Raw genomic sequence first — 12399 nt, 5'->3', positions numbered from 1 at the left:
AGATTATGATGAAGAAAATAGGATATTACTTTTTTTTAACGGCTTTAATCAGCTTGTTGTGGGGGTGTGAATCAATACCTAAACAGGAAAATATAAGTGCAGAACATTTATTCGATGCTTATCAAGTAGGAGATAAATGGGGCGTTAAAGATGCTGATGGCAATGTGGTAGTACCTGCTGAATATGATAGTGTTTCAATATTCTTTGATGATGGTTTGGCAAGAGTTAGATTAAATGGAAAATATGGCTATTTTGACAAAAATGGCCGGCAAATTACTTTAATTAAGTATGATTTTTTGGATGGTTTTATCGAAGGTCTTTCAAAGGTTATGCTTGATGATAAATGGGGGTTTATTGATAAAAATGGTAAGGAAGTTATTCCTTTGAAGTACGATGATGCTTGGGAATTTACTGATGGGTTGGCGGCAGTCGAACTCAATAACAAATATGGATTTATTGATAAAGCCAATCAAGTCATTATTCCTTTCAAGTATGATTATGCTTGGGCGTTTAGGGAGGGATTGGCGGATGTTAAATTAAATAACAAATATGGATTTATCAATAAAGCCGATCAAGTTGTTATTCCTTTCAAATATGATGGTGCTTCAGGTTTTTTTGAGGGGCTGTCATCGGTTAAACTTAATGATAAATTTGGCTTTATCGATAAAACAGGAAAAGTAATCATACCTATCAAATATGATAAAGTTTTTATCTTTTTAAACGGTAAAGCGAAAGTAGAATTAAATGGCAAAAAAGGTTATGTCGATAAGAACGGCAGAGAATATTGGTGAGATTAAATTCAAACAATGAACCAACAGTATTAGCATATTATGCATAACCGGCAGTTAGTGGTTATTTACAGATTAAGTTAAGAGGAATAGCTGAAAGATAGCTTTCAGATAAATTTCAGAATATAACCTTTTATGAGTGAAGGTGTGTGGATGCGTTAAATCAAATGGCAAAGGAGGGTGTAGATCAAATTGATTTGCAGCGGATGGCTTATTTCCCAAGGATGGATTTTTTACATTGATGCCCACAAAAAAATACACGGAATAGGGCATCAATAGCTATTAAGCTGCAACTGATTTTGATACAATGCCGTGCATCTTGCACAAATTGAAAGCCTGAGCATCATGCGTATTGTAGAAAAAGCTTATACTTTTGACGATGTTTTGCTGGTTCCTGCACATTCCCAAGTGCTGCCGCGAGACGTTAAACTCCAAACCCCGCTGACACGCGAAATCACATTAAATATCCCCCTTCTTTCTGCCGCTATGGACACTGTAACCGAAGCCAAACTGGCCATTTCAATGGCTCAGGAAGGCGGTATCGGTATTATTCATAAGAATATGTCGGTAGAGAAACAAGCCAATGCCGTAGCGAAAGTGAAGCGTCATGAGAGCGGTATCGTGAAAGATCCCGTAACCATTGCGCCGGAAATGTTGATTCGCGAACTGGTGGAAATGCTGTCGAAGCGCAAACGCAAAATGTCCGGTTTGCCAGTGGTGGACAATGGTAAAGTGGTCGGCTTGGTCACCAACCGCGATTTGCGTTTTGAAAAACGCTTGGATCAGCCGGTTTCCGCCATTATGACCCCCCGCGACCGCTTGGTGACCGTGCCGGAAGGTACCAGTATCGACGATGCCCGCGATGTGATGCACGAGCATAAAGTCGAACGTGTATTGGTGGTTAACGATGCTTGGGAATTGAAAGGCCTGATTACCGTTAAAGATATTCTAAAAACCACAGAATTCCCGAATGCCAATAAAGATTCAGACGGCCGTTTGCGCGTTGGTGCCGCCGTCGGTGTCGGTGCGGATACTGATGAGCGTGTTAAAGCATTGGTTGAAGCCGGTGTGGATGTGTTGGTGGTGGATACCGCACACGGTCATAGCCAAGGTGTGCTTGACCGCGTACGTTGGGTAAAACAAAACTTCCCGGAAGTTCAAGTAATTGGCGGTAATATTGCCACGGCACAGGCTGCGCGTGATTTGGTAGCGGCCGGTGCGGATGCGGTGAAAGTGGGTATCGGCCCGGGCTCTATTTGTACAACCCGTATTGTGGCCGGTGTCGGTGTGCCGCAACTGACGGCGATTCACAATGTATCGGAAGCCTTGAAAGGTACGGGTGTGCCGATGATTGCCGACGGCGGTATCCGTTTTTCAGGCGATATTGCCAAAGCTCTGGCAGCCGGCGCTTCTTGTGTGATGTTGGGCGGTATGTTTGCCGGTACGGAAGAAGCACCGGGTGAAATCGAACTCTATCAAGGCCGTTCGTATAAATCTTATCGCGGCATGGGTTCGTTGGGCGCGATGAGTCAAGGTTCGTCCGACCGTTATTTCCAAGACAAAGAAGACAATGCCGATAAATATGTACCCGAAGGTATTGAAGGCCGTGTGCCGTATAAAGGGCCGATTGTTCAGATTATCCACCAATTAATGGGCGGTTTACGCTCAAGCATGGGTTATCTGGGCTGCGCGACTATTGCGGAAATGCATGAGAAAGCCGAATTCGTGGAAATTACATCGGCTGGTATGAGCGAATCACATGTTCACGACGTGCAGATTACCAAAGAAGCACCGAATTACCACCGTTAAATCATCAAGAAGGCCGTCTGAAAGTATTGTATTTTCAGACGGCCTTTTCAAGCGAATAATAAGATTCTGTTTATAGACGCTAAAATACAGTTTAAAAAGTATGATAATGGTTAAAGTAGGGTTGTTTATTGCTATTGTCATTTTGTAAGCCTTATTTTATTTTGGCAAACTTTTCATGATTTGTCGGGAAAATACTCGTTTCAGACGGCCTGAAACGATATAATCCGCCTCGACAGGCTGTTTTATATAGATAGTATTCATTTGGACTTATTAGGCCGTCTGAATATTATTGTTCATTTAGTTTATTTATTAAGAAAAATCAGGAGATTTCCATGAGCGCGATTGTTGACATTTTTGCCCGAGAAATTCTGGATTCACGCGGCAATCCCACCGTTGAGTGCGATGTGTTGTTAGAGTCCGGCGTGATGGGGCGTGCCGCCGTACCTTCCGGTGCTTCCACCGGCCAAAAAGAAGCGTTGGAACTGCGCGACGGTGATAAAAGCCGCTATTTGGGCAAAGGTGTTTTGCAGGCGGTGGAACATGTCAACAATGAAATCGCCCAAGCGTTGATCGGCTTGGATGCCTCCGAACAAAGTTATATTGACCAAGTGATGATTGAGCTGGACGGCACGGATAATAAAGGCCGCTTAGGTGCGAATGCGACTTTGGCTGTTTCTATGGCTGTTGCCCGTGCCGCTGCCGAAGATGCAGGTTTGCCGCTTTACCGTTATCTGGGCGGCGCCGGCCCGATGGCGATGCCGGTGCCGATGATGAACGTGATTAACGGCGGCGCACATGCCAACAACAGCTTGGATATCCAAGAATTTATGATTATGCCTGTTGGCGCAAAAAGCTTTCGCGAAGCATTGCGTTGTGGTGCCGAAGTATTTCACGCTTTGAAAAAATTATGCGACAGCAAAGGCTTTCCGACCACCGTGGGTGATGAAGGTGGTTTTGCGCCCAACCTCAACAGCCATGAAGAAGCTTTGCAATTGATGCAGGAAGCCGTTGCCGCTGCAGGCTATACGGTTGGCGAAGATGTCGTATTTGCTTTGGATTGCGCTTCCAGCGAATTTTATAAAGACGGCAAATATCATCTGAGTGCGGAAGGCTTGGCTTTAACCAGCGAAGAATTTGCCGATTATCTGGCTAAATTGGTGGATGCTTATCCGATTATCTCTATTGAAGACGGTATGGATGAAAACGATTTGGCCGGTTGGAAACACCTCACTGAAAAACTGGGCGGTAAAGTGCAATTGGTCGGCGATGATTTGTTTGTAACCAATCCTAAAATTTTGGCAGAAGGCATCGAGCAGGGTATTGCCAATGCTTTATTGGTTAAAGTGAATCAAATCGGTACCTTAAGCGAAACATTGAAAGCCGTTGAGTTGGCCAAACGCAACCGCTATACCAGCATTATGAGCCACCGTTCCGGTGAAACGGAAGACAGCACCATTGCCGACTTAGCCGTTGCCACCAATTGCATGCAGATTAAAACCGGTTCGTTGAGCCGTTCAGACCGCATGGCCAAATACAACCAATTGCTGCGGATTGAAGAAGAATTGGCCGAAGCCGCTTATTACCCCGGTAAAGCCGCTTTCTATCAATTAGGTAAATAAGGTAGGTAAAACTGATGAAGTGGGTCACTTTGGTTTTAATTGCTGCAATCGCATGGTTTCAATACAGCCTCTGGCTTTCTAAAGGCGGTTGGCGCGATATGTGGCGCCTGGAAGATCAAGTGGCGGAACAGGAAGAAAAAAACCAATCGCTTACCTTACGCAATAATGCTTTGCAGGCCGAAGTCGATGATTTGGCAGAAGGTGAAGACGCTATTGCCGAGATTGCACGGGTCGATTTAGGTTATATTCGAGAAGGTGAGGTTTACTACCGGTTAGTACGCCGTTAAATTATTACTGCGTAAATAAGGCCGTCTGAAAATATTTTCAGACGGCCTTTATATTGGTAATGATTTGTATAATATCGTTAGCCATTTTGTAATGGTATTTATGTAATGTTTAACAGATAGTTAAATTCAGTTAAGTATTTATTAACTTTATTAAGTAAATCAGTTGTTTATATTTTTTTTATAAGATTTCTATTATTTTTTTTAAACTTTTTAGTGATTATCTAGTAAAATTTAATTTCATACCTTATCTTTATTATGAATAACTTTCATCTGTTTGATAATAATGAGTAAATCTTTACAATACCGCTCTGATATAGATACATTGCGTGCTATTGCTGTGGTATCTGTCATTACTTTTCATTTTAATAAAAGTTGGTTGTCTGGTGGCTTCTTAGGTGTTGATATCTTTTTTGTTATTTCCGGTTTTTTGATTACACTAATCATGCATCGTGAAATGAATGCAGGTATATTCACTTTTAAAAAATTCTATATACGCAGAATAAAACGTATTTTGCCTGTGTTTTTTGTGGTGTTATTGAGCGTGGTTATTGCCGCTGCTTTTTTATTTTCTCCGGATGCATATTATGTATTAGGTAAAACAACTTTTGCTTCGATTTTATTTTCAGCCAATCTTTACCAAGCAATTTCACAAGGGTATTTTGACCCTGCACAAGAAGAAAAGCCTTTGTTACATATTTGGTCTTTATCTGTCGAAGAACAATATTATTTTTTATTTCCATTATTTTTATTATTACTGGTTCGTAGAACATGGCGTACCCAATTTATTTTTTTATGGCTTTTAATCGGATTAAGTTTAGTTGCATCTTTTCTACCGTCATTCGGGTTGGATAAATATTATTTGCCTCATTTGAGAGCATTTGAAATGATTGTAGGGTCGGTGACGGCTGTTTATTTCAGTTACTGTCATGAAAAAGGATATTTTCCAGGAGCTCGCCATGCAGCTAAGATTAGCCTGATTTCTATCATTGTTTTGGGGTGTTGTTTTGTATTTTATACACCTGAGACACCTTTCTTTCCGGGACTTGCTGCATTGCTACCCTGTATGGCAACAGCTTGTTTGCTTTACTTTAATAACTTTGATCATCACTTTAAAAAATATTTTTCTTACAAGCCGGTTATTTATATTGGTTTGATTTCGTACTCATTATATTTATGGCATTGGCCTGTTTTGGTTTTTACCCGTTATATAAGTGGTGATAGGGGCATACCCAATAATTGGGTTGCGGGATTAGTAGTATTAATGTTGGCTCTATCTTTTATCAGTTATCACTTGATCGAACGGCCTTTCCGTAAAAAACAATTTTCTTTTTCTAAGAATATTCTGTTTTTTTATGCCGCTCCTGCTGCAATCGTACTGACAACATTCACATATTTAAATAAAAGCGAATTAATACAAAGTTATTACAAAGAAGGGCTTTCACGTTCATTTACTTCATGTCATAACAATTTTAATCAGCAGTGTGTTTGGGGCGATGAGACGCAAAAACCAAAAGCATTAATGCTGGGTGATTCTCATGCAGATCATTACAAAACATTTATTGATTATATTGGTAAGAAAGAAGGGTGGTCTGCAACTTTGATTACGGCCGATACATGCGCTTATGTGGATAATTATGATTCTGAAGTTTATCGAAACAATAAGTCATGCCGTTTACAAAATCAATATGGTCATGATCATATTAAAGAATATCCAATTGTAATGTTGGCAATGAGATGGGGTTCACAAATTCCCGTTGTCCCTTTGAGTAAGGCATATGACCCTAATTTTTTTAATAAACTGGAAAATACATTAAAGCAACTTTCTGATAAAGAAGCCGTATATTTATTTACCGATACGCCGAATATCCAATATCCGGGGTTGCAAAATTATATCCGTCAGACACGTTTTGGGATGGAGCCAATTCGTTTTCAGGCAAAGGATGTTACTTATCAGGCAGGGAACGATAAAATAAAAGAAATAGCCACTCGGTATGATAATGTACATGTGGTCGATACCGTGGGAGTATTACCGAAAAATTTTATTTACGATAATAAACCAATGTATTCTGATCTAGACCACCTCAATCCTTATGGTGGTAAAGTGTTGGCACAGCTTTACACAGCCAAGCAGTCTTTATTAAAATAACCGCTTCAACCGCTTTTGTTTTATAGAAAAGTATAAATATCAATGTTTGAACCGGCCATACCAGCCGGTTCAAACATTTGGGAACCAATCTATTACAGTATCTGATTGATTTTGGATACACAAATATAGATAGTTTTGATACATTACCCTATATTTTCAGCATGATTTAAATACCTGTTGAGCCACTTAAAAGGCCGACAAAATACAACGGACATTCAATGAAATCAGTCATTCAAGATCTACAATCCCGCGGGCTTATTGCGCAAACAACCGATGCCGAAGCCTTAGACGCCTTACTCAACGAACAGAAAATCTCTCTTTATTGCGGTTTCGACCCCACTGCCGACAGTTTACACATCGGCCATCTGCTGCCCGTATTGGCTTTGCGCCGCTTTCAGCTGGCAGGGCATACGCCGGTGGCTTTGGTGGGCGGCGCCACGGGTATGATTGGCGATCCGAGTTTTAAAGCGGTGGAGCGCAGCCTGAATACGGCGGAAACCGTTGCCGGATGGGTGGAAAAAATCCGCAATCAGTTGAAGCCTTTTTTAAGTTTCGAGGGCGAAAATGCCGCTATTATGGCGAATAACTATGATTGGTTCGGCGGTATGAACTGCTTGGATTTCCTGCGCGACATCGGTAAGCATTTTTCAGTGAATGCGATGTTAAACAAAGAATCGGTCAAACAGCGTATCGAGCGCGACGATGTCGGCATTTCGTTTACCGAGTTCGCTTATGCCTTATTACAAGGCTATGACTTTGCCGAGCTGAATAAACGCCACAATACGGTTTTGCAAATCGGCGGTTCCGACCAATGGGGCAATATTACCGGCGGTATCGATTTATGCCGCCGTCTGAATAAGGTAACGGCTTACGGTCTGACTTTGCCGTTGGTAACCAAAGCGGACGGCACTAAGTTCGGCAAAACCGAAGGCGGGGCGGTTTGGCTGAGTGCCGAGAAAACATCGCCTTATCAGTTTTATCAGTTCTGGCTGAAAGTGGCCGATGCCGATGTATATAAGTTTATGAAATATTTCACCTTTCTGAGCGTGGAAGACATTGATGCCATTGAGGCGAAAGACAAAGCCAGCGGCACCAAACCGGAGGCGCAGCGTATCCTTGCCGAAGAAATGACCCGCCTGATTCACGGTGAAGCGGCATTGGAAGCGGCGCAACGGATTTCGGAAAACCTGTTTGCAGAAGACCAAAGCAGCCTAACCGAAGCCGATTTCGGCCAGTTGGCGTTAGACGGTTTGCCGGCTTTTGAAGTGTCGGGCAATCCGAATGTGGTGGAAACTTTGGTGCGCGCGGGTTTGGCTGCATCGAATAAAGAAGCCCGCGGTTTTCTGAATAGCGGTGCGGTTATGTTAAACGGCAAAGCGGCCGTGAAAAACAATGCGGACCATGCGCCAGAGAAACCGGATGATGCCTATTTGATTACCGATGATTTCAAACGTTTTGGTAAATACACCATTATCCGCCGTGGTAAACGCAATCATGCTTTATTGGTTTGGCAATAAAGTTTGATATTCATAACAGGCCGTCTGAAATTTCAGACGGCCTATTTGTCCATAAAAGCCTGATGGTTAGCATCGAACCATTGGGTTTGATATCGGGCTTTGTTATACAATAAACGCTGTTTGTCTGTTTATCGAAAGCCCGTTATGCCCGAATTGCCCGAAGTTGAAACGACCCTGCGCGGTATCAGCCCGCATATAGAGGGGAAAACCGTGGCGGAAGTGGTTGTCCGCCAGCCTAAATTGCGCTTTCCCGTGCCGTCGGATTTGGCGGAAACCTTGCGGGGGGAGCGGGTGTTAAGCTGTGCACGCCGTGCCAAATATCTGTTGATTCATTTTAAAACGGGCGTGTTGCTGATTCATCTGGGTATGTCGGGCAGCCTGCGTATTTTCCATCCGGATCATCCTAAGGCCGCCCATCCGGACAAACACGACCATGCCGATATTGTGTTTGAAGACGGCACCTTATTGCGCTATCACGACCCGCGCCGTTTCGGCATGATATTGTGGTTTGCCGGCGCGGCGGAACATCATCCGCTATTGGCTTCGCTCGGGCCGGAACCACTGGAAGCCGAGTTTAATGCCGATTATTTATACGATAAGCTGCATAAGCAAAAACGGGCGATTAAAACGGCTTTGATGGACAATGCGGTGGTGGTCGGCGTGGGTAATATTTATGCCAATGAAAGCCTGTTTCAAGCCGGTATTTCCCCCAAACGGCCCGCCAATCAGATCACCCGCAAAGAGTGCGCCGAATTGGTGGAAATCATACGGGCGGTTTTAAAGCGTGCCATTGCCGCAGGGGGCAGTACTTTGCGCGATTTTGTCGATAGCGAGGGCAATAGCGGTTATTTCCAACAGGAATACACGGTTTACGGCAGGCATAACCAACCTTGTGTTAAGTGCGGTAGCCTGATTCGGAAAGAAACCATCGGCCAGCGCGGGACGTTTTATTGTGCGCATTGTCAGAAATAATTTCAGACGGCCTTTTGTGTGAATGAATAGGGCTAAGGTTTTCAATGGTATGGTTTCGTAAATGGATATTGTTTTGAATGGTGTTTAATAAAATAAGGCCGTCTGAAACCTTTTCAGACGGCTTTATCTATTTCAGACGGCTTAAACATTCAAATATAAATCAGATGATTAAGCCTTACCAGTACTGCCAAATCCGCCTTCGCCGCGTTCGCTGGCGGCAAATTCATCGACCACTTTAAAGGCCGCCTGAATCACGGGCACAATCACCATTTGCGCAATCCGTTCCAATGGTTGGATGGTAAATGCTTCTTGGCTGCGGTTCCATACCGATACTTTCAGTTCGCCTTGGTAATCCGAATCAATCAGGCCGACCAGATTGCCTAATACGATACCGTGTTTATGCCCCAAGCCTGAGCGTGGCAGTAAAACGGCGGCATAGGCGGGGTTATCCAAATGGATAGCCAAACCGGTCGGCACTAAAAAGGTTTCGCCGGGTTGCAAGACCACGGCTTCGTCGATACAGGCGCGTAAATCTAAGCCGGCGGAACCGGGTGTGGCGTAAGCGGGCAGTTGGTCGGCCATTTTGGGATTGAGAATTTTGAGTTCTACTTCTGTTTGCATGAGGTTTCCATATGTTGGTTTGCAAAGCCCCGATTATAGTGAATAAACGGGTTGGCAGATATATTCTATTCGGCTTTGGTTGCCTTTTATGTACAGTTTTTGCCGACCTAAGTATGATGGCACTTATTTTTGTTTGATATCCGTATTTAATGATGAATGTTCAAGAAACTCGTGATCCGCTTGGTTCGGGTTGGATGGTGATTGCCGCCGTTTGTTTTACGATAATGAATTTCGGGATTAAAGCCGCTTCGGTGAAATTCGGCTTCAGTTCGAGTGAGATGGTGTTTTGGCGTATGGGATTTTCAGCTGTTTTTCTCGGCACAATGGCTAAGATGCAGGGTAAAACGTTTCGGACGCCTTATTGGAAAGCCCATTTGAGCCGCAGCGTTTCGGGCACACTCGGCATGTTTTGTATTTTTTATGCCATTATGCATTTGCCGTTGGCAACCGGGGTGACGCTCGGTTATACCTCTTCTATTTTTCTGGCTATTTTGTCTTTTGTCGTATTAAGGGAAAAAATATCGTTATATACGTTTGCGGTTTTGATATTGGGCTTTATCGGTGTGGTTTTATTGTTGAACCCTTCTTTTCAAAGCGGGCAGGAAGGGGCGGCATTGGTGGGTTTGTGCGGCGGATTATTGGCCGGTTGGGCTTATTTGCAGGTACGCGAACTTTCCCTGCTCGGCGAACCGGGCTGGCGGGTGGTTTTCTATCTGTCGCTGGTGGGTATGGTTTTGGCTGGAATATGGACAACCATTAACGGATGGCATTCGTTTAACTGGGATACATTGCCTTATCTGCTCGGTGTCGGGGCTTCGGCATTGGTAGCGCAATTGTGCATGACTTATGCCTATAAAGTAGGGCAGAAATTTACCGTGGCTTCGCTTTCTTATTTAACGGTGGTTTTTTCATCACTTGGCGGGGTATGGCTTTTCGGCGATAAAATCAGCTGGCAGGAAGTGTTGGGAATGGGTATTATTGTGGTAAGCGGGATTTTAAGCAGTTTAAATCCGTCTTGGCTGAATAAGTTAAAATTATTCAAATAACAATAAATTAGGAGTACATCATGATTTCTATCCGTGAGCAGGCTTATGGTTTGAATGTGGCTTTGTATAATGAATTTACGTTAGAAGATTTTTATGAATTTGAAAATGCCGCTTTGGAATGTACGCAAAAAATCCACCGCCCCGATATGTTGCTCGATTTAAGCATGCTGCGGGATTTTACGATTGATATGGCGGTTGAACAGCTGAAATTCATGCGCGAACATGAAAACGATTTCGGTCGGATTGCCATTGTGGTGGATGATGTGTGGATTAAGTTGGGTGCACGTTTATCCAGTCTGATTACCCAACAACATCCGAAATATTTTGATGATGCGGCTTCTGCCCTGGAATGGCTGAAGGCTACACATTCCGAATAATGGCATGACTTTATATTTAATGGATAAAATAAAAACCCGAGAGGCCGTCTGAAATGTTTCAGACGGCCTCTCGGGTTGAGGGCTAATATCTAACAGATGATTAGTTTTCGGCTCGGGTTTCCGTTACAAAACCGATTTTGCTAACGCCGGCTTCACGGGCTGCTTGAAGGGCTTGGGCGACAAAATCGTATTCAACGGTTTTATCGGCGGCAATGGCCACAATCAGCTCTTCGTTTTCTGCTTTTGCCTGCTTGAGCTCGGCAGTAATTTCTTCCAAGCTTCTTTCCGTAGTGGATTCCGCACCAATCATATAAGCCCCTTCTGCCGAGATGGTCAGACGTAGCGGGTCTTTAGGCTGTACGGTTTCCGGAGCATCTTCCGAAGCTGTCGGCAGCTGTAAAGGAATAGAGTGTGTTAATACCGGCATGGTAATCATAAATACAATCAGCAATACCAGCATCACGTCGACCAACGGGGTAACGTTGATGTCGGCCATCGGTGAATCTTCACCGGAATTCATTGATCCGAATGCCATAATCTTAGTCCTTATTGTTCAGTAATTGAACATGGAAGTCGTGTGCGAAAGCATCCATGTCTTGGGCAAGGGTTTTGTTGCCGCGTACGATAAAGTTATAAGCCAATACGGCGGGAATCGCGACAAACAAACCGGCTGCGGTAGCCACCAAGGCTTCACCAATCGGGCCGGCAACGGCGGCAATACTCATTTGGCCGCTTTGACTAATATTGATCAGGGCGTGATAAATCCCCCAAACCGTACCGAATAATCCGATAAACGGTGCGGTTGCACCGATAGAAGCCAATGCGGTCAGGCCGCCGTCGAAGCGGCGCAGGATTTGACTCATGCTGTTGCGGATTTGGCTTACCAAATATTCATTCAGCGGTACGGATGCGGCAATTTGTGTATCTTTGTGTTTGTTGTAATTCTGATGGGCACGAACGGCTTCCAATGTTAAGGCACTCATCGGCGCATCTACGCTTTTGGCTTTTTGTATGGCTTCTTCCAACGTTTTGGCATTCCAGATTAAAGGCTTAACAGTACGGTTGCCGCTTTTGGCTTGTGAAAGTCTGATAACGCGGATAATGATTACTGTCCAAGTAACAATGCTCATCAATACCAGCAATACGAAAACACTGATGAGTACAAAATCACCAGATTGAAAAACGAGTCCTAAATTCATAATAATTTCCAGATGGTT

The 12399-nt window shown here is 43.7% G+C and carries 12 protein-coding genes; 9 read left to right on the top strand and 3 right to left on the bottom strand.

Translation table 11 applies throughout. The features are described 5' to 3' along the window. Positions 1-5: 5 nt before the first annotated feature. From NXS09_RS07655 to mutM, 7 genes are all read left to right on the top strand, one after another. On the top strand, positions 6-791 hold the full coding sequence (locus NXS09_RS07655; RefSeq protein WP_259291961.1) for a WG repeat-containing protein: 786 nt from the start codon (positions 6-8) through the stop codon (positions 789-791). Positions 792-1133: 342 nt separating this feature from the next. Beyond that, entirely contained in the window at positions 1134-2597 is a 1464-nt protein-coding gene (guaB, locus tag NXS09_RS07650) for an IMP dehydrogenase (RefSeq protein ID WP_259291960.1), read from the top strand. Positions 2598-2929: 332 nt separating this feature from the next. Continuing rightward, positions 2930-4216, top strand: coding sequence for a phosphopyruvate hydratase (gene eno / locus NXS09_RS07645; protein ID WP_151052894.1), 1287 nt, complete (start codon positions 2930-2932; stop codon positions 4214-4216). Between the two features lie 14 nt (positions 4217-4230). After that, positions 4231-4503 carry a cell division protein FtsB gene (gene ftsB / locus NXS09_RS07640; protein ID WP_259291959.1) on the top strand — a complete coding sequence of 91 codons (273 nt, stop codon included), beginning with the start codon at positions 4231-4233 and terminating at the stop codon, positions 4501-4503. A gap of 283 nt (positions 4504-4786) precedes the next feature. Further along, positions 4787-6649, top strand: coding sequence for an acyltransferase family protein (locus NXS09_RS07635; protein ID WP_259291958.1), 1863 nt, complete (start codon positions 4787-4789; stop codon positions 6647-6649). A 218-nt stretch (positions 6650-6867) separates the two neighbouring features. Further along, on the top strand, positions 6868-8166 hold the full coding sequence (gene tyrS / locus NXS09_RS07630) for a tyrosine--tRNA ligase (RefSeq protein WP_259291957.1): 1299 nt from the start codon (positions 6868-6870) through the stop codon (positions 8164-8166). A gap of 144 nt (positions 8167-8310) precedes the next feature. After that, positions 8311-9138: a bifunctional DNA-formamidopyrimidine glycosylase/DNA-(apurinic or apyrimidinic site) lyase gene (gene mutM / locus NXS09_RS07625; protein ID WP_259291956.1), complete on the top strand. Its 828-nt coding sequence runs from the start codon at positions 8311-8313 to the stop codon at positions 9136-9138. Between the two features lie 168 nt (positions 9139-9306). On the opposite strand, the gene dut is transcribed toward mutM, so the two are convergent. Further along, positions 9307-9759 (bottom strand): dUTP diphosphatase, encoded by a 453-nt coding sequence (gene dut / locus NXS09_RS07620; protein ID WP_151052888.1) that lies wholly within the window; start codon positions 9757-9759, stop codon positions 9307-9309. Positions 9760-9911: 152 nt separating this feature from the next. Between dut and NXS09_RS07615 the strand changes: the two genes are divergently transcribed. Both NXS09_RS07615 and NXS09_RS07610 read left to right on the top strand, forming a co-directional pair. Continuing rightward, a complete protein-coding gene (locus NXS09_RS07615; RefSeq protein WP_259291985.1) occupies positions 9912-10805 on the top strand; it encodes a DMT family transporter in 894 nt (297 codons plus the stop codon). 20 nt (positions 10806-10825) lie between these two features. After that, a complete protein-coding gene (locus NXS09_RS07610) occupies positions 10826-11182 on the top strand; it encodes a SpoIIAA family protein (RefSeq protein WP_259291955.1) in 357 nt (118 codons plus the stop codon). A gap of 100 nt (positions 11183-11282) precedes the next feature. On the opposite strand, the gene NXS09_RS07605 is transcribed toward NXS09_RS07610, so the two are convergent. Both NXS09_RS07605 and NXS09_RS07600 read right to left on the bottom strand, forming a co-directional pair. Next, positions 11283-11717, bottom strand: a complete 435-nt coding sequence (locus NXS09_RS07605) for an ExbD/TolR family protein (protein WP_259291954.1) — start codon at positions 11715-11717, stop codon at positions 11283-11285. Between the two features lie 4 nt (positions 11718-11721). Beyond that, positions 11722-12381 carry a MotA/TolQ/ExbB proton channel family protein gene (locus NXS09_RS07600; protein ID WP_259291953.1) on the bottom strand — a complete coding sequence of 220 codons (660 nt, stop codon included), beginning with the start codon at positions 12379-12381 and terminating at the stop codon, positions 11722-11724. Positions 12382-12399: the final 18 nt, after the last annotated feature.

The organism is Neisseria montereyensis, assembly GCF_024834045.1.
Lineage (GTDB): Bacteria > Pseudomonadota > Gammaproteobacteria > Burkholderiales > Neisseriaceae > Neisseria > Neisseria montereyensis.
The sequence above is the reverse complement of the archived record's forward strand: the minus strand, read 5'-3'. Positions and strand labels throughout refer to the sequence as shown.

Excerpts from the sequence above, each read along its gene's own strand:
- NXS09_RS07615 (WP_259291985.1), top strand. The coding sequence starts at position 9,912 with ATGAATGTTCAAGAAACTCGTGATCCGCTTGGTTCGGGTTGGATGGTG.
- NXS09_RS07605 (WP_259291954.1), bottom strand. The coding sequence starts at position 11,717 with ATGGCATTCGGATCAATGAATTCCGGTGAAGATTCACCGATGGCCGAC.
- ftsB (WP_259291959.1), top strand. The coding sequence starts at position 4,231 with ATGAAGTGGGTCACTTTGGTTTTAATTGCTGCAATCGCATGGTTTCAA.
- NXS09_RS07635 (WP_259291958.1), top strand. The coding sequence starts at position 4,787 with ATGAGTAAATCTTTACAATACCGCTCTGATATAGATACATTGCGTGCT.
- mutM (WP_259291956.1), top strand. The coding sequence starts at position 8,311 with ATGCCCGAATTGCCCGAAGTTGAAACGACCCTGCGCGGTATCAGCCCG.
- NXS09_RS07655 (WP_259291961.1), top strand. The coding sequence starts at position 6 with ATGATGAAGAAAATAGGATATTACTTTTTTTTAACGGCTTTAATCAGC.
- NXS09_RS07600 (WP_259291953.1), bottom strand. The coding sequence starts at position 12,381 with ATGAATTTAGGACTCGTTTTTCAATCTGGTGATTTTGTACTCATCAGT.
- NXS09_RS07610 (WP_259291955.1), top strand. The coding sequence starts at position 10,826 with ATGATTTCTATCCGTGAGCAGGCTTATGGTTTGAATGTGGCTTTGTAT.
- guaB (WP_259291960.1), top strand. The coding sequence starts at position 1,134 with ATGCGTATTGTAGAAAAAGCTTATACTTTTGACGATGTTTTGCTGGTT.
- dut (WP_151052888.1), bottom strand. The coding sequence starts at position 9,759 with ATGCAAACAGAAGTAGAACTCAAAATTCTCAATCCCAAAATGGCCGAC.
- eno (WP_151052894.1), top strand. The coding sequence starts at position 2,930 with ATGAGCGCGATTGTTGACATTTTTGCCCGAGAAATTCTGGATTCACGC.
- tyrS (WP_259291957.1), top strand. The coding sequence starts at position 6,868 with ATGAAATCAGTCATTCAAGATCTACAATCCCGCGGGCTTATTGCGCAA.